The 21,403-nt window shown below is 71.6% G+C and carries 23 protein-coding genes; 12 read left to right on the plus strand and 11 right to left on the minus strand.

Features of this window, described 5'->3' with window-relative positions:
• A partial coding sequence (locus MKK55_RS19165; protein ID WP_409566091.1) for an elongation factor 1-alpha C-terminal domain-related protein occupies window positions 1-724 on the plus strand: 724 nt, incomplete at its 5' end.
• A gap of 142 nt (window positions 725-866) precedes the next feature.
• On the opposite strand, the gene MKK55_RS19170 is transcribed toward MKK55_RS19165, so the two are convergent.
• Window positions 867-1,883: a fumarylacetoacetate hydrolase family protein gene (locus tag MKK55_RS19170; protein WP_243937168.1), complete on the minus strand. Its 1,017-nt coding sequence runs from the start codon at window positions 1,881-1,883 to the stop codon at window positions 867-869.
• A gap of 173 nt (window positions 1,884-2,056) precedes the next feature.
• On the minus strand, window positions 2,057-3,079 hold the full coding sequence (locus MKK55_RS19175; protein WP_243937245.1) for an LLM class flavin-dependent oxidoreductase: 1,023 nt from the start codon (window positions 3,077-3,079) through the stop codon (window positions 2,057-2,059).
• A gap of 184 nt (window positions 3,080-3,263) precedes the next feature.
• Between MKK55_RS19175 and MKK55_RS19180 the strand changes: the two genes are divergently transcribed.
• From MKK55_RS19180 to MKK55_RS19190, 3 genes are all read left to right on the plus strand, one after another.
• Window positions 3,264-4,466 (plus strand): pyridoxal phosphate-dependent aminotransferase, encoded by a 1,203-nt coding sequence (locus MKK55_RS19180; protein ID WP_243937170.1) that lies wholly within the window; start codon window positions 3,264-3,266, stop codon window positions 4,464-4,466.
• Between the two features lie 95 nt (window positions 4,467-4,561).
• Window positions 4,562-5,425, plus strand: coding sequence for an NAD(P)-dependent oxidoreductase (locus tag MKK55_RS19185; protein WP_243937172.1), 864 nt, complete (start codon window positions 4,562-4,564; stop codon window positions 5,423-5,425).
• Between the two features lie 356 nt (window positions 5,426-5,781).
• Window positions 5,782-6,078, plus strand: a complete 297-nt coding sequence (locus MKK55_RS19190; protein ID WP_147725955.1) for a hypothetical protein — start codon at window positions 5,782-5,784, stop codon at window positions 6,076-6,078.
• Window positions 6,079-6,156: 78 nt separating this feature from the next.
• On the opposite strand, the gene MKK55_RS19195 is transcribed toward MKK55_RS19190, so the two are convergent.
• Complete coding sequence (locus tag MKK55_RS19195) at window positions 6,157-6,735, minus strand: type 1 glutamine amidotransferase domain-containing protein (RefSeq protein ID WP_147843062.1); 579 nt, start codon at window positions 6,733-6,735, stop codon at window positions 6,157-6,159.
• A gap of 145 nt (window positions 6,736-6,880) precedes the next feature.
• Here MKK55_RS19195 and MKK55_RS19200 point away from each other — a divergent pair, with 145 nt between their 5' ends.
• Window positions 6,881-7,087 carry a hypothetical protein gene (locus MKK55_RS19200; RefSeq protein ID WP_243937174.1) on the plus strand — a complete coding sequence of 69 codons (207 nt, stop codon included), beginning with the start codon at window positions 6,881-6,883 and terminating at the stop codon, window positions 7,085-7,087.
• Between the two features lie 7 nt (window positions 7,088-7,094).
• On the opposite strand, the gene MKK55_RS19205 is transcribed toward MKK55_RS19200, so the two are convergent.
• On the minus strand, window positions 7,095-7,484 hold the full coding sequence (locus MKK55_RS19205) for a hypothetical protein (RefSeq protein WP_147843063.1): 390 nt from the start codon (window positions 7,482-7,484) through the stop codon (window positions 7,095-7,097).
• A 292-nt stretch (window positions 7,485-7,776) separates the two neighbouring features.
• On the opposite strand from MKK55_RS19205, the gene MKK55_RS19210 reads away from it, so the two are divergent.
• Complete coding sequence (locus MKK55_RS19210) at window positions 7,777-7,986, plus strand: cold-shock protein (RefSeq protein ID WP_147725959.1); 210 nt, start codon at window positions 7,777-7,779, stop codon at window positions 7,984-7,986.
• Window positions 7,987-8,173: 187 nt separating this feature from the next.
• Entirely contained in the window at window positions 8,174-8,410 is a 237-nt protein-coding gene (locus tag MKK55_RS19215; RefSeq protein WP_147725966.1) for an AsnC family transcriptional regulator, read from the plus strand.
• Between the two features lie 73 nt (window positions 8,411-8,483).
• On the opposite strand, the gene MKK55_RS19220 is transcribed toward MKK55_RS19215, so the two are convergent.
• Window positions 8,484-9,317, minus strand: coding sequence for a 3'(2'),5'-bisphosphate nucleotidase CysQ (locus MKK55_RS19220; RefSeq protein WP_147843064.1), 834 nt, complete (start codon window positions 9,315-9,317; stop codon window positions 8,484-8,486).
• A 354-nt stretch (window positions 9,318-9,671) separates the two neighbouring features.
• On the opposite strand from MKK55_RS19220, the gene MKK55_RS19225 reads away from it, so the two are divergent.
• On the plus strand, window positions 9,672-10,196 hold the full coding sequence (locus tag MKK55_RS19225) for a DUF6101 family protein (protein ID WP_243937176.1): 525 nt from the start codon (window positions 9,672-9,674) through the stop codon (window positions 10,194-10,196).
• A gap of 4 nt (window positions 10,197-10,200) precedes the next feature.
• Here MKK55_RS19225 and ubiA read toward each other — a convergent pair whose 3' ends face one another.
• Window positions 10,201-11,151 carry a 4-hydroxybenzoate octaprenyltransferase gene (gene ubiA, locus MKK55_RS19230; RefSeq protein WP_147843065.1) on the minus strand — a complete coding sequence of 317 codons (951 nt, stop codon included), beginning with the start codon at window positions 11,149-11,151 and terminating at the stop codon, window positions 10,201-10,203.
• 52 nt (window positions 11,152-11,203) lie between these two features.
• Window positions 11,204-11,668, minus strand: coding sequence for a hypothetical protein (locus tag MKK55_RS19235; protein ID WP_147843066.1), 465 nt, complete (start codon window positions 11,666-11,668; stop codon window positions 11,204-11,206).
• Window positions 11,669-11,962: 294 nt separating this feature from the next.
• Here MKK55_RS19235 and MKK55_RS19240 point away from each other — a divergent pair, with 294 nt between their 5' ends.
• The 4 genes from MKK55_RS19240 to MKK55_RS19255 all read left to right on the plus strand — a co-directional run bounded on the left by MKK55_RS19240 (window position 11,963) and on the right by MKK55_RS19255 (window position 15,346).
• Window positions 11,963-12,715, plus strand: coding sequence for a 16S rRNA (uracil(1498)-N(3))-methyltransferase (locus tag MKK55_RS19240; RefSeq protein WP_147725963.1), 753 nt, complete (start codon window positions 11,963-11,965; stop codon window positions 12,713-12,715).
• A 225-nt stretch (window positions 12,716-12,940) separates the two neighbouring features.
• Entirely contained in the window at window positions 12,941-14,311 is a 1,371-nt protein-coding gene (locus MKK55_RS19245) for a glutamate--cysteine ligase (RefSeq protein ID WP_243937179.1), read from the plus strand.
• Window positions 14,312-14,442: 131 nt separating this feature from the next.
• Window positions 14,443-14,718, plus strand: coding sequence for a sulfurtransferase TusA family protein (locus MKK55_RS19250; RefSeq protein ID WP_147728331.1), 276 nt, complete (start codon window positions 14,443-14,445; stop codon window positions 14,716-14,718).
• Between the two features lie 55 nt (window positions 14,719-14,773).
• Complete coding sequence (locus MKK55_RS19255) at window positions 14,774-15,346, plus strand: NUDIX domain-containing protein (RefSeq protein WP_147844208.1); 573 nt, start codon at window positions 14,774-14,776, stop codon at window positions 15,344-15,346.
• Between the two features lie 25 nt (window positions 15,347-15,371).
• Here the strand turns inward: MKK55_RS19255 and MKK55_RS19260 are convergent, their stop codons facing one another.
• The 4 genes from MKK55_RS19260 to MKK55_RS19275 form a co-directional block, all read right to left on the minus strand.
• On the minus strand, window positions 15,372-16,304 hold the full coding sequence (locus tag MKK55_RS19260) for a WecB/TagA/CpsF family glycosyltransferase (protein ID WP_243937180.1): 933 nt from the start codon (window positions 16,302-16,304) through the stop codon (window positions 15,372-15,374).
• Window positions 16,297-17,781 carry a GumC family protein gene (locus MKK55_RS19265; RefSeq protein ID WP_147728333.1) on the minus strand — a complete coding sequence of 495 codons (1,485 nt, stop codon included), beginning with the start codon at window positions 17,779-17,781 and terminating at the stop codon, window positions 16,297-16,299. The genes MKK55_RS19260 and MKK55_RS19265 overlap by 8 nt, the downstream gene beginning before the upstream one ends.
• Window positions 17,782-18,043: 262 nt before the next feature.
• Window positions 18,044-19,144 (minus strand): glycosyltransferase, encoded by a 1,101-nt coding sequence (locus MKK55_RS19270; protein WP_243937181.1) that lies wholly within the window; start codon window positions 19,142-19,144, stop codon window positions 18,044-18,046.
• Window positions 19,144-21,321, minus strand: coding sequence for a glycosyltransferase (locus MKK55_RS19275; RefSeq protein ID WP_243937182.1), 2,178 nt, complete (start codon window positions 21,319-21,321; stop codon window positions 19,144-19,146). Before MKK55_RS19275 ends, MKK55_RS19270 begins: the two co-directional genes overlap by 1 nt.
• Window positions 21,322-21,403: the final 82 nt, after the last annotated feature.

The following is a 21,403-nucleotide window of genomic DNA, read 5'->3' on the forward strand; positions in this document are numbered from 1 at the left end:
GGCCTATCTCGAGAGCGTGCCGGTGCACGAGGAGGCGCTGGCCGCGCCGTTCCGCATGGCGGTGCAGTGGGTTAACCGGCCGAACTCGGAGTTCCGCGGGTTCTCGGGCCTCATCGCCGCCGGCACGGTGAAGCCGGGCGACGCGGTGGCGATCGCCCCGTCGGCGCGCACCTCCACGGTGGCGCGGATCGTCGGCCCGGACGGCGATCTCGCCAGCGCCCAGGAGGGCCAGTCGGTCACCCTGGTGCTCGCCGACGAGGTCGACGCCTCGCGCGGCAGCGTCATCGCCGCCGCCTCGCATCCGATGCAGGTCTCCGACACCCTCGACGTGCGCCTGTTCTGGGCCGCCGAGACCGAGCTCGCCCCCGGCACGGCGCTGCTCGCCAAGGTCGGCACCGTCACGGCCAACGCCGTGGTGGACCGCATCCGCAACCGCATCGACCCCGAGACCGGGCAGCCCGGCTCGGCGGAGAAGCTCGTCGCCAACGACATCGCCGACGTCACGCTCAAGCTCGACCGCGCGGTGCCGTTCGACCCCTACGCGGAGACCCGCGACACCGGCGGCCTGATCCTGATCGATCGCGAGAGCACGGACACGGCGGCTTTGGGGCTGGTTCAGGCGCCGACGCGGGCGGCCGCGGCCGCGCCGACGAGCGCCGCCGCCGCCGCGACGACCCCGACCGGCGGCTTCCTCAGCCGCCTGCGCGGGTTGTTCGGCGGCTGAGACGCGGCGGCCTCGGCCCTAGACGACAGAAAGGACCGCGCGGTGATCCGCGCGATCCCTCGGTTGCCGGTACGGAGCCACGTCGTTCCCGCAAGCGGTGTGGACCGTTGAGAGCGGGCGGATAGGTATTTCCGAACGCCGGTCAGACCAGGCTGAACTGCAGCTCGCCCAGCCCTTCGAGGCTCGACACGATGACGTCGCCCGGCTTCAGCCATTGCCGCTCCGCCCGCGGGATCTTCTCGCCGAAGATCACCCCCTGCGGCGTGCCGGTGTAGAAGACGTCGCCCGGCTTGATGGTCATCACCTTCGAGGCGAAGCTGATCAGCTGGCGGCAGTTGAAGATCATGTCCGCGGTCGTCCAGTCCTGCCGCACCGCGCCGTTGACCTTGGTCACCAGGCGCAGATTGTTCGGGTCGGGCACGCGGTCGGCGGTGACGAGGTAGGGCCCGAGCGGAGCGAACCCGTCCGAGGTCTTGCCGAGCATGAACTGCGAGGTCAGCGTCTGCAGGTCGCGGGCGCTGAAGTCGTTGCCGGTGGCGTAGCCGGCGATGTAGTCGAGCGCGTCGGCCTCCGAGACGTCGCGGCATTCCCGGCCGAAGACGATCACCAGCTCGGTCTCGTAGTCGAACTCGCGCGCCGCCTGCGTCGGCAGCCGGATCGTGCCGCCGTGATGGTTGAGCGTGTTGTTGTACTTGTTGAACAGCGGCGGGTCCTTCGGCGGCGGCGTTCCCGTCTCCTCGGCGTGCTTGCGATAGTTGAATCCCATCATGATGATCTTTTCCGGCCGGGTGACCAGCGGCGCGTAGGCGATCCGGTCCTCGGGGATCGTCAGCCGCGGGTCGGGGGCCGCCTCGACCGCATCGATCACCGCGCGCAGCATCGGGCCCTTCCCGTTCTGCAGAAGGTCGTCCATGTCGGCCGGCACCGGCAGGCCGACCGCCTTCCCGGCGGCGGCGACGTCGAGCACGCCGTCCGGGGTCTTCAGGCCGAGGCCGTAGCCGCCGTCGCGGCGCAGGTTGATCAGGATCATGTCGCGCGGCATGCCGAAGGCAGTCGGCGCGGGCGGCCCCTTCTCCGCGGCCCGTGCCGCGACCGGGGCGGCCATGGCGGTGGCCGCGAGACCGGCCGTCGCCTTCAGGAAATCGCGTCGATCGCCCATCGTTCTCTCCTCCCGAGATCGTCGATGCCTGGGTGGTGGCCCTTCGACGGGCCATCCGCGTGCCCGACGCCGCGAAGCCGCGTCGAGACCGCCAGGATGCGCCGATCCCGGATCGATGTCAGGAGCCCGGGACCGGTCGAGGCGACAGGCTGGTCAGGATGTCGTCCGGCGATTCACGCTGCCGCGGCCGTCTCGGCGAGTTCCCAGGCCTGCGCCAGCAGGCTGTAGGAGCGCCGCCGGGCCTCCTGATCGGGAACGGCGCAGACCACCATGATCTCGTCGGCCTGCGTCGCCTCGGCGAGGCCCGAGAGCAGGGCGCGCACAGTCTCCGGCGTGCCGACATGCAACCGGTCTCGGCCGCGGGCGATGCGGGCGCGCTCGGCATCGCTGTAGGGATAGGCTTCGGCCTCGGTAAGCGTCGGGATCGGAGCGTACTCGCCGCGCTCGCGCCGGAGCGTCGCCAGCTGGGTGCTGAGCGCCAGACGCTCGGCCTGCGCCTCGGTCTCGGCGCAGACGGCCGCGACCGCGAGGATCGCATGGGGCCGGGTGCCCCACCGCGAGGGCTGGAAGCCGCGGCGATAGTCGAGCATCGGGCCACGCGCGTCGAATGAGGCGAAGTGCTGCGCGAAGGCGAAGCCGAGCCCGAGGCGTGCGGACAGATGCGCGCTGTAGTCGGACGACCCGAGCAGGAAGATCGGTGGCAGCGGCACGCCGGCCGGCATCACGGTCACGGTGTTGAACGGATGGCCCTCGGGGAAGCCGCCGGTCTCCCACAGCATCAGCTCCTGCAGCCGCTCGAGGAAGTCGTCGCCGCCGCGCGGCGCCTCGCGCCGGCGCAACGCCTGGGCGGTGATGCCGTCGGTGCCGGGCGCGCGCCCTAGGCCGAGGTCGATCCGCCCGGGAAACAGCGCCTCCAGCACCTTGAAGCGCTCGGCGACCATCAGCGGCGCGTGGTTCGGCAGCATGATCCCGCCCGAGCCGACCCGGATCGTCCGGGTCGCGGCCGCGATCTGGCCGACCATGATGTCGGGGGCCGGGCTCGCGACCGAGGGCAGGGCATGGTGCTCGGCGAGCCAGTATCGCCCGTAGCCGAGGCGGTCGACGTGGCGGGCGAGGTCGAGGGTGTCGCGCAGCGCCTGAGCCGGGCTGGAGCCGGAACCGACGAACGACAGGTCGAGGACGGAGAGCGTTGCCATCGCCAGGAGATGGTGTCGCCGGAAGCCGCCGTCGAGGCGGCGGTCGAGCACGAGCCCTGCACCCTGTGCGTGACGTTTGCCGGCGAACCCCGAGCCGGCGCCTTGCTCGTCCCAGGAGCCGCGACTACGGTCCCGCCGCCGTCACGGGACGGCGAAACCTGCATGAAAACCGGAGCACCCGACCATGGGCTTTCTCGCCGACGCCCTCTCGCGCGTAAAACCATCCGCGACGATCGCGATGACGCAGAAGGCGCGCGACCTGAAAGCCGGCGGCATGGACGTGATCAGCCTGTCGGTCGGCGAGCCCGACTTCGACACGCCCGAGCACATCAAGCAGGCCGCGATCGAAGCGATCGCCCGGGGCGAGACCAAGTATCCGCCGGTGTCGGGCATCGTGCCGCTGCGCGAAGCGATCGTGAAGAAGTTCAAGCGGGAGAACGGGCTCGACTACAAGGTCTCCCAGACCATCGTCGGCACCGGCGGCAAGCACGTGATCTACAACGCGCTGCTGGCGACGCTCAACCCCGGCGACGAGGTCGTGATCCCGCGCCCCTACTGGGTGTCCTACCCGGAGATGGTGGTGCTCTGCGGCGGCACGCCGGTCTTCGCCGAGACCGACATGGCGCACGACTTCAAGCTCCAGCCCGAGGAGCTGGAGCGGGTGCTGACGCCGAAGACCAAGTGGATCATCCTCAACTCGCCGTCGAACCCCTCGGGCGCCGCCTACAGCCACGCCGAGCTGAAGAAGATCACCGACGTGCTGATGCGCTACCCGCACGTCTGGGTGCTCACCGACGACATGTACGAGCACCTGACCTACGGCGACTTCGAATTCGTCACCCCGGCGCAGATCGAGCCCGGCCTCTACGAGCGCACGCTGACCATGAACGGCGTCTCGAAGGCCTACGCGATGACGGGCTGGCGCATCGGCTACGCCGCCGGCCCGGAAAAGCTGATCAAGGCGATGGACTTCGTCCAGGGCCAGCAGACCTCGGGCGCGTGCTCGATCTCGCAATGGGCGGCGGTGGCCGCGCTCGACGGCACGCAGGCGCACCTCGCGCAGTTCAAGGCGGCGTTCCAGGAGCGGCGCGACCTCGTGGTCTCGATGCTGAACCAGACCAAGGGCCTGCAATGCCCGACGCCGGAGGGCGCGTTCTACGTCTACCCGTCCTGCGCCGAGACGATCGGGCGCACGACCCCGTCGGGCAAGACCATCGCCACCGACGAGGACTTCGTGACCGAGCTGCTGCAGGCGGAGGGCGTCGCCGCCGTGCACGGCTCGGCCTTCGGCCTCGGCCCGAACCTGCGCATCTCCTACGCCACCTCGACCAAGACGCTGGAGGAAGCGTGCAACCGCATCCAGCGCTTCTGCGGCTCGCTGCGCTAGCACGACGACGGCGGGCACCATCGGGTGCCCGCCACCTCGATACGGATCCGCCGCGGATCGTCCCTGTGGTTCGGGCCATGGCTTGAGGTGATTCGATGCCGACCATCGCCGTCATCGCCCCGGGCGCCATGGGAAGCGCGGTCGCCCGCCGCCTCACCGAGAACGGCGTCCGCGTCCTGACATCGCTGACCGGACGGAGCGCCGGGACCCGCGACCGCGCCCGGGCCGCCGGCATGAGCCACGCCGACGATGCGGAGATCGCCGCGGCCGACCTGATCCTGTCGATCGTGCCGCCGGCCGATGCCGCCGGCCTCGCGGCCCGCCTCGCCCCGAGCCTGGCGGCCCAGCCGAAAAAGCCGGTCTACGTCGATTGCAATGCGGTGTCGCCGGCGACGGTGCACGGCATCGCCGCGATCATCGCGGGCACGGGCGCACCGTTCCTCGATGGTGCGATCCTCGGGCTCCCGCCCGAACCCGGCGCGAAGGGGCCGCGGGTCTACGTCGGCGGCGACGACCTCGCGCCGCTGATGGCCCTGCGCGCATGCGGCCTCGACATGCGGGCCTGCGCGGGCGGCGTCGGGGCGGCGTCCGCCCTGAAGATGGCCTATGCCGGCATCAACAAGGGCCTGAAGGCGGTGGCCGCGGCGATCGTCCTCGGCGCAGAGCGCGCGGGCGCCGCCGACGCGCTGCGGGCGGAGCTGGCGGAGAGCGAGCCGGAGCTGCTCGCCCGCTTCGCCGGCGGGTTTCCCAACATGATGCCGAAGGCCTACCGCTGGGTCGCGGAAATGCACGAGATCGTCGACTTCCTGGCGCCGGACCCGGCCGGCGGCGCGATGTTCGCCGGGGCGGCCGAGACCTTCGCGCATCTCGCGGCGCCCGAGGGCGAGGACGACGTCGCCACGCTCCTCGCCTTCGCCGAAGCGGCAGGCGGATCGTCGCGGACGCGCGGATCGTCCTGAGCATCGGTTGCCGGCTCTTTGCACTTCACCTACATCGGCGGTCCCCGCGGCCGATGCGCCTGAAGGTTTCGCGAGCCCGCTCGGGCCTGCATGGACGCGGGGTCGGCAGTGACGGGGCGGCCCGGACCAGTTCTCTGGACCGCTCCTGTGAATCCTGGTGGGCCGGGGTGCTGCAGGCGTGTCGGAGGCGCGGGGAACAGGAACCGCGGACCCGGCGCATGGCCCACACAAGTTTCGCCCCGTTCCGGGACGGCAGCCGGTGCCGACCTTCGGATTTCGTTCACGCTCATCGGCAACAGTGGCAATGGGCCGGGGAACCGGTCGCGTGTCACTGCGTTTTGTCGGGCTTGACCATCATGCGGGGGTTCCTCACCAGTGGCGTCAAGGCGATCCTGGCGATCGCGGCGCTGTCCACCGCCGCCCATTGGGCGCTGCGGGTCCAGCGCGATCCGGCGCCGAGCACTCAGGTTCTGGCGAGCCTGCCCGATCCGGTGACCACCGGGTCGATCGAGCCGCGCAAGCCCGAGCGCGTCGCCGCCCAGCCGGCGCAGAAGGCGGCCGCGGACCTCGACCAGGATCACCTCTCGGCGCTGATCGCCAGCACCACCGGCCTGAAGCCGAAGGCGCAGAAGGCCGTCGTCGCCAAGCGCTGAGCGGCGCACGAGGCTTCCATTCGACGAAAAGGCCGCCCGCCGAGAGGGCAGGCGGCCTTCCATGATTTCGTCGCGCGATCAGGCGGCGAGGGAGCGGGGCTCGTGCCGCCCTTCGGCGATCTCCTCGATGATCTTCGCCGAGAACGCATCGAGATCGCCGGGATTCCGGCTGGTGACGATGCCGTGGTCGGTCACGACCTCGCGGTCGTGCCAACGGGCGCCGGCATTGATCACGTCGGTGCGGATCGAGGAGAACGAGGTCAGGTCACGGCCCTTCGCTGCGCCGACCTCGATCAGCAGCCACGGCGCGTGGCAGATCGCGGCGACGACCTTTCCCGAGGTCACGAAGGCCTTGATCACCTCCAACGCCTTCGGCTCGAGGCGGAGCTTGTCCGGGTTGATCTGGCCGCCGGGCAGGACGAGGGCATCGTAGGCAGACGGATCGACGGTCTCGAGGTCGAGGTCGACCGCGACGTTCTTGCCCCAATCGGTCTTGTCCCAGCCACGGATCGATTCCGGCTTCTCGCGCGATTTCGGCGACGCGACGTGGACCGTCGCGCCGGCCTGCCGCAGCTTGGCCTGCGGGACGGTGAGCTCGGTCTCCTCGAACCCGTCGGTGGCGAGGATCAGGACCTTGGCTTGCTTGATGTCGGGCATGGCGGTTCGCTCCGATGGATGACGTCGGCCGGCAAACCGGGACGTCTCCCCGCGGTTCCCCGACGATCCGGCAACCCAGGAATGCGCGGAACCCTCGCGCAGGCGATCCGTTGGCTAGCTCATTCCCAACTGCACGAGGCAGCGCATGGCCAATCCCGGCCTTCCGACCCCCGATCCGACCCCCGGGGACCTTCCGCCGCCCGTCCCGCCGGACGAGATGCCCGATATCGGGCCGACCGGGCCGCGCACGCCCTATCCGGTGAACGAACCCGGCATCGACGAGCCCGGCGGCCCCGGCTCGGAGCCGGACGTGTTTCCCGGCGCCCCGACCGATCCCGGCGTCAGGATGTAGGACCGGCTCAGTGGCCGCCGTGCGACGCCCGCACGTCGCGCGGGGCCGCGAGGATCTCGGAGAGGCTCGTCGCCACGTGACGGGCCTCCTCGTCGGTCAGGCGCAGCTGGAACGGCGGCAGGGCGCCGGCCTGGAGCGCGACGACGGCCTGGCCCTGGTCGTCGGTGCCGATCTCGATCGCGGAGGAGGTCACGTCGAGCATCGCGATCTCCTCGTCGCCCATCTCCTCGGCCATGTCGGGCTCCTCGGGTTCGTCGATGGCGGTGAGCAGTTGCCCGACGGCGCGCACGAGGGCGCGGGCGGCGCGGGCATCCATCACCACGGCGGTCGCCTGATCGTCCTTCTGGAAGGAGAGCTGGATGTTGGCCCCTTCCAACGAAACCGAGATACCTGCCATGGATCGCCTAAAAGCCTGAGCGCGAACCCTTATATGCACTGGGGCCCGCGAGAATCCCAGCCGCCGGGCCTCCGCTTTTGCCCGGGCACGCCGAGAACCTGCATCCCTGCCTTGTTGCGGCCGCAGGGAGCCCTTAGATAGGGTTGTGGGGGGCCCAAACCCTGGGACGGACGCCGGTTACGGGTTCCTTGCCCGACGCCCTGCCACCCATACCAGACTTAGAAGTCAGTCGATCCGTTCGCGCTTTCATGAGCGCGAGGGCTCGACCCATCGTCGATACGAGGTTCTTTACGTGAATACCGGTACCGTGAAGTGGTTCAACGAGACCAAGGGCTACGGCTTCATCCAGCCGGATGACGGCGGCAAGGACGTGTTCGTCCACATCTCCGCCGTCGAGCGCGCCGGCATGCGCAACCTGATCGAGGGTCAGAAGGTGTCTTACGAGATCCTGACCGACAAGCGCAGCGGCAAGGACGCCGCCGGCAACCTCCAGGCTGCCTGAGGCCATCGGTCTCCCATCCACGCGGCCGTGAACACGGTCGAAACCATCCGACGCTGCCATCCTCCGGGAGCGGCCGCGCCGGACGGTCAAGGTAAACGCAATCTTAATCGCAACACCACAGAAACAGAGCCGGGCCCGCCGCGTGGCGGAGCAAACCCGGTCACATCGGAAGACAATCAAACACACCATGTTGTTCGAATACACCCGACGCCGTAGCGTCCGGTCGCCCGTCACGGATTCGGCGACCTTCAAGGTGGGGTGCATCAAGCAGAGCGCGACGTCGGACGCCCCGACCCTCGACCTCTCCCACCTCATCGATCGATCCTACAATTATCATTCGCCCCGAGAGTTGCGCTGGCATCTGGCCGACCGCCTCGGGCTCGCGCCGGCCGCTCTGGCCCTTCGCGAAGCCGCCCACGCCTGATCGCGCCGAGCCGATCCTGCAGATGCGGGATCGGCTCTTCTTCGTTTCAGGCCGGCTCAAGCTCGCGAGATCGTCACGACCGGCCCCGGTCCCAGGCCGACACGACGACGTCGCGCAGGTCGTTCGGCAGCGCGACCAGCTCGCCATGCACCGGATCGGTCCGGTTGTAGACGGTCGCGACGCCGGACATGTCGCAGACGGAGCCGCCCGCCTCGCGGAGGATCAGGTCGGCCGCCGCGAGATCCCAGTCGCGGGCATCCGAGGAGACCAGCCCGACATCGACCGAGCCTTCGGCGACGCGGGCCACGCGCAGGGCGAGCGACGGAATCCGGTCGATGCGCTCGAAGGCGGCGTCCCCCAGATCGCGCGAGACGCCACGCCCCAGCCGGTCGATCATTGGCTTCGGGCCTGTGACGCGGGCCGTCGGCAGCGCGACGCCCTGCCGCGCGCCGATCGGCTCGCCGTTGCGCGTCGCGCCCCGCCCGTGGATCGCCTCGTAATCGTGCCCGAGCGCCGGCGCGTTCACGAAGCCGATCACGGGCTCGCCGGCCTTCAGCAGCGCCACCGCGATCGACCAGTCCCGATGCCCGGACAGGAAGGCGCGGGTCCCGTCGATCGGGTCGACGATCCAGACGAGGTCGTGACCGATCCGCACGGCGTCGTCGGCCGTCTCCTCGGACAGCCACGCCGCCGCCGGCACGATCTGGCTCAGGCGGATCTTCAGGAAGGTGTCGACGGCGACGTCGGCTTCCGTCACCGGCGAGCCGCCGGCCTTCGACCAGATCTTCGCCGAGGTCTGGCTGCCGGCCCGGAAGAAGGGCAGGGCGAGGGAGGCCGCCTCGCGAAGCGCCTCGCGCAGGTCCGGCATCAGGGCGTGCACGAAGTCCGCTGAGATCGTATCGGTCATGGCGGTCCGTGTCCGGCGACGGGGGAGGGGATCGGCATCGCGGCTCGCGCCGACCCGCGCGCCGATGCGACGTGCGGATGGTCCCGATCGCGACAGGGGGGCGGCGCGCCGGAGCGCGCGACCGCACCGTTGTAGGGTCTGCCCCGAAGCGCCACAAGGATCGCGAGGCCGCAGCGGGAAACCGGCGGTTTTCATCGATCGCGGCAAGGAACCGTTGAGCATTCCGAGCGCGAACGCGCTGTCCACGATCGCTTAACGCTCACTCTTAAGGCACCGTGGGGAGGTTAGACGCCAATCTGCTTGGCATAACGGACGACCCGAGCAGGTCGCCACTTGCAAATGGACGGCGGGCAGATGAACACGTTCGACACCATGGACCGGAACCCGACCGATCATCTTGCCGAGACCGATCGCCTCGATCGCGACGGCGCCGCGCCGGCGCGCTTCGCCTTCGACGCCTCGCCGCTGCCGGTGTTCGGCGCCGCCACCGCGACGTCCAAGGCCGCCGGCATCGCGCTCACCTTCGCGACCGACGAGGCGGAGAGCTGCGGCGAGGACCGGTTCGACCTCTGCCTCGTCAACGCCGCCGGCGCCGTCGTCGCCCGTCTCGGGCCGTTCTGCGAGGAGGAGGTCGTCGCGATCTGGCGGGACCTCGCCGCCCGCACCGGCTTGCCGCGGATGATCGTGCGCGAGGACGGCGTGCTCGCCACCGTGTCGGCGCAGGTCGGCCGGCTGATGCTCGGCAAGACCCGCATTCGGCGCCGGCACGGCTCGCTCGGCGACCGCCGCCCGCGCTTCCTCGTGCGCCGCAAGACCGGCCGCCTCCCGGTCCGCCCGCAGATCCACCGCGGCGAGAACGAGATCATCGCCCGCTCGTGAGCGCTCAGCCCGGCCAGCCCTGGTTGATCGTATCGGCGGCGAGCCCCGCGAACAGGATCAGCCCGGCCCCGCGATTCGAGCGGAACAGGGCCAGCGCCTCCCGCCCGTCCCGCGCCTTGAGCCGCCAGACCTGCCGGCCGAGATGGCCCGCGAACGCGGCGACGCCCAGGAAACCGAGCAGTCCCGCCCCGGCCCCGTAGGCCGCCGCGCCGATTAGCAGCACGGCCGCCCCGTAGCAGGCCCCGACGGCGACCCGAAGCCGGCCGCCGAAGAACCGCGCCGACGAGCGGATGCCGGCGATCTCGTCGTCCTCGATGTCCTGCACCGCGTAGATCGTGTCGTAGCCGACCACCCAGGCGATCGTGCCGGCGTAGAGCAGCCAGGCCGGTGCTGCGAGCTGGTCGAGCAGGGCGGCCCAGCCCATCAGCGCCCCCCAGGAGAAGGCGAGGCCGAGCACCAGCTGCGGCATCGACATCACCCGCTTCATGAACGGGTAGATCGCCACGGGGATCAGCGAGCACAGCCCGACGCCGATGGCGAACGCATCGAACTGCATCAGGACGAGGAAGCCGACCAGCGCCTGGGCGGCGAGGAAGATGGCGGCGGCGCGCGTGCCGACCTGCCCCGAGGGCAGGGGCCGCGAGCGCGTGCGCTCGACCTGCGCGTCGAGGTCGCGATCGGCGATGTCGTTGTAGGTCGAGCCGGCCCCGCGCATCGCCACCGCGCCGACGAGGAACAGCAGCAGGTGGCGCGGATCGGGCCAGGGCAGGCCGGCGCGGGTGGCGGCCAGCGCCGTCGACCACCAGCACGGCAGCAGCAGCAGCCACCAGCCGATCGGCCGGTCGATGCGGGCGAGGCGCAGGTAAGGCCGGGCGGCCCGCGGGGCGAGCCGGTCGACCCAATGGCCGGTCACCGCGTCGGCGACGCGGGATTCCACCGCCTTCGCGGCATTCACGACCGGGGCCCGGACGGGATGAGGAACGGGTGGGAGGCGGGTCGCATCCGCCTCAGAGCGCGCCCTGCGGCATCTTGAACTGGCCGGTCAGGCCGGGGCCGCCGAGGAGGCCGCCGCCGCCGCCGTTCTGGGCTTGAGCGCGGGCCTGAGCCTCCATCTTGGTCGCCTGGGCCGCGATGCCGCAGATCTTGGTGCGGATGCCCACCACCTTCGAGTGGTCGGCCTTGAAGCCTTCCGCGAACGAGTCGGGGATCGAGCACCACTCCTTGTTGGCGGCGATCCACTTCATGCCCTCGACGCCGTTGGACTGAAGCTTGCCGAACAGCGCGCAGGCCTCCTGCGGGGTCATCTTCTTCTTTCCGTTCGACGCCACGTTCGCCTTGGCGACGAGATCCTTGCGGGTCTGCAGCGTCGTCTGGATCGCGCCGCACTCGGCGGACTGAGCGAAGGCGGCCGTGCTGGCCAGGAAGCTGCCCGCGACGAGGGCGGCGGCCAGTCCGTAGGTCTTGTAGCGCATGGTCTCGTCTCCCTGGAGATCCGCCCCGGTCGCAGGCGATGCGCCGTCGGCATGGCGCGCAGCGTCGACGGATGTCGTCTTCGAGCCGGAGGTCGGCCGCGCTGCGGTACGGCCGGTCCGGAATGTCCGGGCTCCGCTTCGCCATAGGAATGTGGCGTCAATCGAGCCGCAAACGGGCCGGCTCCGACATGGCGGGGTAACGTTTCGAAAACCTGCGCCCGTGATGTTTCGGCAACATCGGCGCCGCCTCGCTCCGGCGTTGACAGCGGCGATCCCGCACGCGACGGAGCCCGGATGGCGGCCTACGACTTCACCGCGCCCCGTCTCCACGTGGCGCACGACCTCTTCGCGGGCGCGAACCTTCCCCTGGACCGGGCGCAGGCGAACTATCTGCTCAACGTCCTGCGCCGGCAGCCGGACGACCCGGTGCTGCTGTTCAACGGGCGGGACGGCGAGTGGCGGGCGAGCCTGGTGCCGTCGGGGCGCAAGAGCGCGCATCTGACCGTCGTCGACCGAGTACGGCCCCAGACCGCACCGCCCGACCTGCACTACCTGTTCGCGCCCCTGAAGAGCGCGCGGCTCGACTACCTCGCCCAGAAGGCGGTCGAGATGGGGGCGGGCACGATCCGGCCGGTCCTGACACGCTACACGCAAGGCGACCGCCTCAACACCGAGCGCCTGCACGCCAACATGATCGAGGCGGCCGAGCAGTGCGGCATCCTCGCCGTGCCGGCCTTGATGGAAGCCGCGCGCCTGCCCGCGGCGCTCGCCGACCTCGCGCCGGAGCGGCTGCTGGTGTTCTGCGACGAGGACGCCGCGATCGCCGACCCCGTCGCCGCCCTGCGCCGGGCCGCCGATCCGGCGGGCCCCGTTCCGCTCGCAGTGCTGATCGGCCCGGAGGGCGGGTTCGCGCCGGAGGAGCGCGCGGCGATCCTGGCGCGGCCCAACTCCGTGGCGCTCTCCCTCGGGCCCCGCATCCTCCGGGCCGACACCGCCGCGGTCGCGGCGCTCGCCCTGGTCCAGGCCGTGCTCGGCGACGCGCGGTGATAGATCGGTCGGCGTGCGCCCGCGCACATCGACCGCGCACGGCGCCTCCGACGCCCGACGATTGCCGGTCGAAGCGGGGCAGGGGCGCTCAAGGTCGCGTTGTCGGGTCCGGCGCCCTGGATTATGGACGACCCATCCCGGCGACGGGGCACGACCGCATCGCTCTTTTCCAGACGGCCGTCGCGCTTCCCGAGTTCAGCCCATGATTTCACGGCGAGGCAGCGCATGGCGCGCGATACGTCCGACACGACACCGCTCACCACGCGTGTCGAACTGATCGACTGGTTCGCGGCCGGCGAGAAGCCGCGCGAGAGCTTCGCGATCGGCACCGAGCACGAGAAGATTCCCTTCTACGTCGAGACGCGCGAACCGGTGCCGTATGAAGGCGAGCGCGGCATCCGCGCCCTGCTGGAAGGCGTCGGCCGCGAGACCGGCTGGGAGCCGATCCTCGATGCCGGCCACGTCATCGGCCTGTCGGCTGCGGAAGGCGGCGCGATCTCGATCGAGCCCGGCGGGCAGTTCGAGCTCTCGGGCGCGCCGGTCGCCGACGTGCACGCCACCGCCCGCGAGCTCGACGAGCACCTGGCCGCGACGAAGCGCGTGGCGGACGGCCTCGGCATCGGCTTCCTCGACCTCGCGATGAGCCCGAAATGGTCGCGCGCCGAGACGCCGGTGATGCCCAAGAGCCGCTACAAGATCATGGCCGGCTACATGCCGAAGGTCGGATCGCTCGGCCTCGACATGATGCTGCGCACCGCCACCGTGCAGGTCAACGTCGACTTCGCGTCGGAAGGCGACATGACGCGCAAGCTGCGCGCCTCGCTCGCGCTGCAGCCGGTGGCGACCGCCCTGTTCGCCAACTCGCCCTTCACCGACGGGCGGCCGAACGGCTTCCTGTCGCGACGCTCCGAGATCTGGCGCGACACCGACGCCGACCGCACCGGGATGCTCGGCTTCGCCTTCGACGCAGGCTTCGGCTACGAGGGCTACGTCGACTGGCTGCTCGACATGCCGATGTACTTCGTCAAGCGCGGCGACACCTACCACGACGTCTCGGGCGCCTCGTTCCGTGACCTGATGGCCGGCAAGCTCGCCCAGTTGCCGGGCGAGTACGCCACGGTCTCCGACTGGGCCAACCACGCCTCCACCGCCTTTCCCGAGGTTCGGCTCAAGCGCTTCCTCGAGATGCGCGGCGCCGACGTCGGCGATGCCGGCATGATCGCGGCGCAGGCCGCGTTCTGGGTCGGCCTGCTCTACGACGAGGCGTCGCTCGATGCCGCCCTCGACCTCGTCTCGGGCTGGAGCGCCACCGACCGGGAGGCCCTGCGCGCCACCGTCCCGCGCCTGGGCCTCGCGACCCCGGTCGCGCGGCGCAGCCTGGGCGCGGTCGCGGCCGAGGCGCTCGCCATCGCGCGGGCCGGCCTCAAGGCACGTGCCCGCCGCGACGGCTCCGGACGGGACGAGACGATCTACCTGCAGCCGCTGGAGGCGATCGTGGCGGCCGGGCGCTCGCATGCCGAGGACCGCCTCGCCGACTACGAGGGATCGTGGAAGCGCTCGGTCGACCCCGCCTTCACCCATTGCCGGTTCCCGTAATCGGGCGGGCGACCCGCACCGCTTCCTCGTCACGCGCTAGGGTTACGGCCGGCCGCTTCGCCCGGCTGACAAGCCGCATCGATCCGGTCTATCGACCCCGGCGACGGCGGCCCCGTCGTCGGGGTTCTCGCATGCCGGACGCACCACCGATCGACCTCGATCTCGCCGGCCTCAAGTGCCCGCTTCCGGTGCTGCGGACGCGCAAGGCGCTGCGCCGCCTGCCGCCGGGCACGCTGCTGCGGGTGACCTGCACCGATCCGCTGGCCTGCCTCGACATCCCGAACCTCGTGCGCGAGGAGGGCGACACCGTCGAAGCCTGGGACCGGATCGGCACGGCGACCCGGTTCTCGATCCGCCGCGGCCCCGGCACCTGCCCCGGAGACTCCGCGAAGCCGCCTCATTCCTGAACGATCGCCTGCCTAGAACGGCCTCGACGCGACTCGGGTAGGAAGATCCACAGGCATGGTACCCATCATCCGCGGGACACGCCTCGTTCATGACGGCTGGGCCCGGTTCCTCGTCGCCGAGGTGACGATGCCGGACGGCACCCGCATCACCCGCGAGATCGAGGATCACGGTCGCGCGGTGGCGGTGCTGCCCTACGATCCGACGCGCCGCGTCGCGCTCCTGGTCTCGCAGTTCCGCGCCCCGGTGTTCTTCGCCGAGGGCCCGCTGGACATGCTCGAGACCCCGGCGGGCATCCTCGACGAGGGCGACCCGGAGGACGGCGCCCGCCGCGAAGCCTACGAGGAGACCGGCGTCGACCTGAACGTGCTCGAGCGGGTGGTCAGCGCCTGGACCGCGCCGGGCATCTCGACCGAGCGGATGGACCTGTTCCTCGCCCCCTTCGGCGCGGCCGACCGGTCGGGACCGGGCGGCGGGCTGGCCGAGGAGAACGAGGCGATCACCGTCCACGAGGTGGCGCTCGACGACCTCGCCCGCCGCAGCGACGCCGGCGAGATCGCGGACATGAAGACGCTGACCCTGGTCTTCGCGCTGCGCCTGCGGCACCCGCACCTGTTCGCGTCCGCCTGAACCCGCGGAGCCGCGAAGCGGCGCGTCAGGCCGCGTCCCGGTTCCCGATTTCGCCGCGCAGGAGCGCGAGGAAGCGCCACGACCGCACGAAATAGCGCCGAAACAGCCGTCGCGGCGCGAAGGCGAACCGGAACGCCCATTCGAGCCCGGCACGCTGCAGCATCACCGGCGCCCGCGGCACCAGCCCGGCGGCGACGTTGACCGCCTCGCCCACCGCCAGCACGAGCGGCGTGCCGAGGGCCGAACCCTGGCGCGTCACCCAGATCTCCGAGCGCGGCGCGCCGACGCCCATGACCAGCAGGGTGGTGCCGTGCTCGCGAATGCGAGCCGACAGCGCGCGGCCGTACTCCGCGTCGTCGTCGAAGCCGAAGGGCGGCACGCAGGTCGCGACGGCATCCGCGTCATAGCCGGACCGCTTGAGCCGGTCGCGGATCGCCTCGGCGACCGCGTCCCGCGAGCAGACGAGGAAGACGCGGCGGCCTTCGACCGGCCGGGCGAACAGCGCGTGCGCGAGGAGGTCGTGTCCGGTGACGCGGGCGGCCGGCTGGCCGCGCAGCCGCGCGAGCCAGACCAGCGGCGTGCCGTCCAGCGTCCGCGCGACGGCGCCGGCATAGGCCTGCCGGAAGGCGGCGTTCTCCGAGAGCAGGACGATGTGGTCGACGTTGGCGGTGACGACGAGGCGCGGCCCGGCCGACGGCTGCATCGCCGAGGCGGCGAGGATCCCGGCTGCGGGACCGGCGGCGAAGTCGTGGCCGAACATCCGCACGCGCCAGGCGCTGCCGGCCTCGCTGCGGCGATCTAAGGGGGTTTCCGGCGTGGCGCCGGCCGCATGACCGGGTTCGAGGCGAGGGCTCGTCCCGCGGACGGCCCGGGGCCGCGGCATCGCGGGGTGAATGGCGAAGCCGGCGACCTTCACCGCGCCGTCGTCCTCGGCCTGCGCCTGTCCCGCCTCAAGCATCGGCAGCTCGGAAGCTCCGGGGCGGCACGGTCGCGGCGCGGCGCTCGTTGCGGTCGTTGCGACGGTCGCGGGCGGCGCCGAGCGACAGCGCGATGGCCACGCCCAGCATCATCCCGACGAGCAGGGCCAGCGGCAGCACCACCTTGGGCGAGGGCGGCCAGGTCCGGGTGCGGGCGGGGACCGCCGGCGAGATGATGCGGACGTTGATGCTGTTCAGGCGCTCCTGCTCGCTCGCCTCGCGCGAACGGCGGAGATAGGTCTCGTACACGCCGCGGCGGGATTCGAGCGTCCGCTCCAGCTCGCGCAGGCCGACATTGGCGCGATCGCTGGTGACGGTCTCGGCCTTGGCCCGGTCGAGGCTCTTGCGGATCGCCGTTTCGCTCGCCGCCGCGCGATCGTAGTCCTTCTGCGTCGTCTCGATGATCCGCTCCTTCTCGCGCTGGATCAGGCGCTGGAGGTCGCGCTGCTGGGCGTACTGCTCGGCCATCGCCGGGTGGCGCTCGCCGAGGCGGGTCGCAAGCTCGGCGGTGTTGCGCGAGAGCGTCGCGTATTGCTGGCGGAGCGCCTGCATCTCGAGCGATTGCAGCATCTCCGGCAGCGCCGTGCTGGCGTCGCCGGCCTTCATCTTGCGCGCCTGCTCGAGGCGCGAGCGCGATTCCGCGGTCTTGATCTGGGCCGTGACGAGCTGCTGGTTGAGGTCGCCGAGCTGCTGGTCGGTCAGCAGGCGACCGCTCGACGCGACGAGGTTGTTGTCCTCGCGGTACTTCAGGAGCTTGCCCTCGGCGAGCTCGACGTCGCGGCGCAGGCTCGACAGGCGGCCGTTGAGGGCGTCCGAGGCGCGGCGAGCGGCCTCGGTGCGGGCGCTGGCCTCCTCGGCGAAGTAGGCGTCGCCGATGGCGTTGGCGATCTTTGCCGCCTTCTCCGGATCGCGCGACTGCACCAGCACGTCGATCACGAAGGTGCGCTCGGCCCGGCGCACGGTCAGCTTGGTCTGCAGGGTGTCGACGGCGACGTTGACCGGGTCGCGGCTGCCGGGCGGCGGCAGCATGCCGAGCGCCGTGCGCAGCCAGACGATCGTCGGGTTGTCGGACTCGGGCTTGGCGAACTCGTCGTCGCGATCGAGGTCGAGCTTCTCGACCGTGCGCCGCAGGACGTTGTCCGACTGGATCACCTTGGTCTGGCTCTCGGCGAGCGACACGCCGCTGTCGGCCTGAGGCGTGCGGGCGCTGACGTCGTTGTCGACGACGCGGAGATCGGAGGGATCGACCAGGATCTGGATGCTGGAGGTGTAGACCGGGGTCAGCAGCCCGAGCAGCGCGACGGCGGCGGCGACCATGAACAGGCCGCCCAGCACGATGAAGCTCGCTCCGCGCCACAGGCGGCGGAGGATCGTGCCCGGGTCGGCCCGATCGGAGAAGCGCGGCGGCAGCGTCACCTCCACGGGCTCGCCGCGGACGGGGGTCGAGAAATCGAACATCGGTCTCTGTCCCTCACCTGCCCAACGGTTTCCAGGAACGATCCCGTTTCGGAGCGTTCCCGTGCCACCTTGAACCGGAAGCGCCCGGCGATGGCGGTGTTCGATGACGTCTCCGCAATCTGCGGACCGCAGGTTGCGCTCTCTGGTTGCCGCAAAATCTTTCCCAATGCCTTGGAAACGGGGGCGAACAGCGTCTCTTCAAGACAAGACAGCGTGGCATGCTTAACGATCCGCCGGCGCGACGTTCAATACGTAGTCCGCCTCACCGCTTGGGGATAACCGGATCGGGCGCGACCCCATCGGGCGCGACGAGGTTGTCTGGCCCGTAGGCCGACACGCCCGCGGCGAGGTAGCCGCGGAACGCCTCCGCGTCGCGCGCGGCCAAGCGATTCCATCGTGCGACGTTTGCCCGCGCGTCGGCCGCGGCTTCCGCCAAGCGGCCGGACCGGACGGCCTGGATCAGCGCCGAGGCGGCGCCCTCGGGATCGCCCGGGCGGAGGAACAGGCCGGATTCGCCGAGCACCTCGCGGAACACCGCGTCGTCGGGGGCGACCACCGGCAGGCCGCCATGCTGGATCTCGAGCAGGGGCAGGCCGAGGCCTTCGGCCTTGGAAGTCGAGAGCAGAAGGTGGGCGCTGGCGGCGAGGGTGCGCAGCGCATCGTCGCCGACATAGCCGTGCCAGGTGAGGAAGGGCGGCGGATCGTCGAGGAAGGCGTGCCGGCCCCAGCCGAGGCGGCCGACGATGTGCAGCTCGGCCGGCACGCCGGCGCGGTTCAACGCCGCCGCGAGCGCGATCGCCGCCGGGTAATCCTTGCGCGGCTCGATCGTGCCGATCGCCAGCATGCGCAGCGGCGCCTCGGGCCGATAGGCGGCGGGGCCGGGGAGCCCGTCGAGGCCGAACACGTCGCGCACCGCCGGCCGCAGCAGGGCGACGAGGGCGTCGTCGGCGCAGTGACGGCGCAAATCCGCGCCGGTCTTGCGCGAGATCACCAGGAAGCGCCGACCCCAGCGCATCGCGTAGCGGAACGCCGGCGCCATGTAGAGCCGGCTCTTCCAGGCGAGATCCTCCGGCCGGTCCAGGAGGAAGGTGTCGTAGACGCAGAGGATGCAGCGCTCCGCGAACGGCGCCATCAGCGGGCCGGGGGGAAAGCCGGCCATCACGAACTGCGCCTCGGGCTCCCGTGCCGCGCGAAGCGGCAGGCCGAGCTGCTGCGCGAGGATCATCCCCGGGATGCTGCGGCTGCGCAGGGGCCGGACCGCGCCGGCGAGCATCGCCGGCGTGAACTGGTCGAGCGCCACCCGCTCGATGCCAGTGACGTGGCCGCGGACATGGGTTTGGTCGAGGTAGATCGGGCCGCGCATCACCGGGCTCCGCCGAGCGATCGAAGCCGGACGGCCCAGTACAGGCCGCGCCGCGCCCAGGGCGGCAGGCGGCGCCCGAGCAGGCGCTGCTTGGCGCGGCGCAGCCCGCGGACGAGCGGGTTGGACGGCGCGGCGACGAGGCCGGTCGCGGCCGCAGCCGGGATCGCGGCGAACGGGAAATGGCCGAGCAGCGCCGGCGCGAAGCGCAGGCGGCCCCCGTCCGGCGGCAACAGGCCGCGCTCGCGAAACACCCGGTCGAGCGAGATCGCGCAGGAAGCCGGGCTGAACCGGCTTTCCAAGGCGATCCGCGCGAAGGCGCCGAGCCGGGCGAGCGCCGGCCGATCGGCGACGAGCTCGACGAGGGCATCGCCCAGCGCGCCGGGCTCGACCGGGACGAGTCGCCCGGAGACGCCGTCGATCACCGAGCTGGTCAGGCCGGCGGTGCGATAGGCCAGCGTCGGCGTTCCGCACAGGCCGGCCTCGATCGGCGTCTGCCCCAGCGTCTCGAGCCGGCTCGCCGTGACGTGCAGGTCGCAGGCGCCGTACCAGGCGGCCAGGTGCGCCTCGTCGGCGATCAGCCCGGGCGCGAACAGGTTCGGCAGGGCGAGGCGCGCGGGATAGTCGAGCCGGCCGATCGCGACGAAGCCGACGCCGGGACCGGCGACGCGGCGCAGGGCGTCCGCGAGATCGCCGACGTTCTTGTCCGGTCCGTCGAGCACCACCGCCGAGACCAGGATCAGCAGGTCGTCGGCGGGAAGCCCGAGTCTGCGACGCAGGGCCGAACGATCGCGGGGCCGGAAGACGCTCGTCGGAAAGGCCAGCGCCAGGGGCGCGACCACGGCGCCCGGCGGCGCGAGCGCCCGGGCGCGCGAGGCCGTCCAGGCCGAGTTGGCGAGCAGGATCGGACCGTCCCGCCGGGTGAGCACCGCACGCTTGCCGGCCTGCGCACCGGCGATGCGATGCCGGCCGAGCTGCGGATACTCGTCCGGCGTCGGGCAGGCGGCGTCGCAGCCGACGGTCTCGATCCGGGCACAGCCGCGGGGGTGGGCGCAGCGGCCGGTCAGCGGGAACAGGTCGTGCAGGACGAGCGCGACGGGCCGCTCGGCAGCGAGGCGCCCGGCGACGGCGAGGCTTCGGGTGGCGCCGTGCAGGTTTCCGGCGAGCACGAGGTCGTGGTCGCCGGCGTGGATCGCGGCTTCGGCGACGGGAAACGCATCGGTCCATTCCGCCGCGGCGGGCGGCGATTCGTGCGCGAGCACGAACTCCGCGACGCGGTGCCCGGCGAGCCGCAGCGCCTCGCCGATGCGCCGATGCGCGATCCCGGCACCGCCGGCATGCCCCGTGCCGGTGAGCGAGGCGATCGAGAGGGAAGCGGCACCACTCTTCCCTCCCCCCTTGGCGGGGGAGGGTACCCTGCGGAGCAGGGGGGGAGAGGGGCGCGACGGTGCCGGATACGGCGCTCCCCTCTCCCGACCCTCGCTGACGCGAGGCCCACCCTCCCCCGCGAAGGGGGGAGGGGAAGACGCGGATGGACTTGAATACGTTGAGTGAATCGTCCGCTCGCGCTGTAGCAGGACGGGCCGGCCGATGCGGGTGACGCCGGCCCTTGTCCGCACGGCTGCCGACCAGGCGCGTGCGGTCCACCCGGCGTCGACCGGATCGAAGCTGTCCAGCATGCCGAGCGCGGCACGCCGCCACAGAACTTCGCCGCCGGTGAAGACGGCGTCCGGCGCGGCGTCATCCCCCGCCGACGAGGGCAGGTCGAGGCCGGTCACCGCGTCGTCGAACAGCACCCGAAGCCCCGCCACCGCATCCGCCCCCGAGAGGACCGCGTCGAGAACGAGGGCGGCGAGCGCGCCGGGCGCCAGGAGATCGCCCGCCCGCAGGACCAGGACGAAGTCGACCCCGTCGTCGGCGAGGATCGCGGCGGGCGACGGCGATCCCGGCGGCACGACGTCGTGCCGGCATTCCGGGTAGTCCTGCCGGGCGACCGAGGCGATGCTGTCCGCCAGACGCGGCGCATCGCCGGAGGCGACGGTGAGCACGCGCAGCCGCGGCCACGGGCGTCCGTCCGGCAAGGCGTCCGGGCGCGCGAGCGCGATGGCGGATCGGCCATAGGGCCAATCCGCGACGCCGTGGGCGGTTTCGAGATCCGGGTCGTAGGGAACGTCGGTCACGACGGGGGCGGGCGGCTCTGCGCGACGCATCGCGGGGCCGCGATGATGCCGGAGGATTGGTTTCGATCGCCTTCCGGCCCTG

It is taken from the genome of Methylobacterium sp. J-059 (genome assembly GCF_022829485.1).
In the GTDB taxonomy this organism is placed as follows: domain Bacteria; phylum Pseudomonadota; class Alphaproteobacteria; order Rhizobiales; family Beijerinckiaceae; genus Methylobacterium.

Excerpts from the sequence above, each read along its gene's own strand:
- MKK55_RS19170 (WP_243937168.1), bottom strand. The coding sequence starts at position 1,883 with ATGGGCGATCGACGCGATTTCCTGAAGGCGACGGCCGGTCTCGCGGCC.
- MKK55_RS19175 (WP_243937245.1), bottom strand. The coding sequence starts at position 3,079 with ATGGCAACGCTCTCCGTCCTCGACCTGTCGTTCGTCGGTTCCGGCTCC.
- MKK55_RS19180 (WP_243937170.1), top strand. The coding sequence starts at position 3,264 with ATGGGCTTTCTCGCCGACGCCCTCTCGCGCGTAAAACCATCCGCGACG.
- MKK55_RS19185 (WP_243937172.1), top strand. The coding sequence starts at position 4,562 with ATGCCGACCATCGCCGTCATCGCCCCGGGCGCCATGGGAAGCGCGGTC.
- MKK55_RS19190 (WP_147725955.1), top strand. The coding sequence starts at position 5,782 with ATGCGGGGGTTCCTCACCAGTGGCGTCAAGGCGATCCTGGCGATCGCG.
- MKK55_RS19195 (WP_147843062.1), bottom strand. The coding sequence starts at position 6,735 with ATGCCCGACATCAAGCAAGCCAAGGTCCTGATCCTCGCCACCGACGGG.
- MKK55_RS19200 (WP_243937174.1), top strand. The coding sequence starts at position 6,881 with ATGGCCAATCCCGGCCTTCCGACCCCCGATCCGACCCCCGGGGACCTT.
- MKK55_RS19205 (WP_147843063.1), bottom strand. The coding sequence starts at position 7,484 with ATGGCAGGTATCTCGGTTTCGTTGGAAGGGGCCAACATCCAGCTCTCC.
- MKK55_RS19215 (WP_147725966.1), top strand. The coding sequence starts at position 8,174 with ATGTTGTTCGAATACACCCGACGCCGTAGCGTCCGGTCGCCCGTCACG.
- MKK55_RS19220 (WP_147843064.1), bottom strand. The coding sequence starts at position 9,317 with ATGACCGATACGATCTCAGCGGACTTCGTGCACGCCCTGATGCCGGAC.
- MKK55_RS19225 (WP_243937176.1), top strand. The coding sequence starts at position 9,672 with ATGAACACGTTCGACACCATGGACCGGAACCCGACCGATCATCTTGCC.
- MKK55_RS19235 (WP_147843066.1), bottom strand. The coding sequence starts at position 11,668 with ATGCGCTACAAGACCTACGGACTGGCCGCCGCCCTCGTCGCGGGCAGC.
- MKK55_RS19240 (WP_147725963.1), top strand. The coding sequence starts at position 11,963 with ATGGCGGCCTACGACTTCACCGCGCCCCGTCTCCACGTGGCGCACGAC.
- MKK55_RS19245 (WP_243937179.1), top strand. The coding sequence starts at position 12,941 with ATGGCGCGCGATACGTCCGACACGACACCGCTCACCACGCGTGTCGAA.
- MKK55_RS19250 (WP_147728331.1), top strand. The coding sequence starts at position 14,443 with ATGCCGGACGCACCACCGATCGACCTCGATCTCGCCGGCCTCAAGTGC.
- MKK55_RS19255 (WP_147844208.1), top strand. The coding sequence starts at position 14,774 with ATGGTACCCATCATCCGCGGGACACGCCTCGTTCATGACGGCTGGGCC.
- MKK55_RS19260 (WP_243937180.1), bottom strand. The coding sequence starts at position 16,304 with ATGCTTGAGGCGGGACAGGCGCAGGCCGAGGACGACGGCGCGGTGAAG.
- MKK55_RS19265 (WP_147728333.1), bottom strand. The coding sequence starts at position 17,781 with ATGTTCGATTTCTCGACCCCCGTCCGCGGCGAGCCCGTGGAGGTGACG.
- MKK55_RS19270 (WP_243937181.1), bottom strand. The coding sequence starts at position 19,144 with ATGCGCGGCCCGATCTACCTCGACCAAACCCATGTCCGCGGCCACGTC.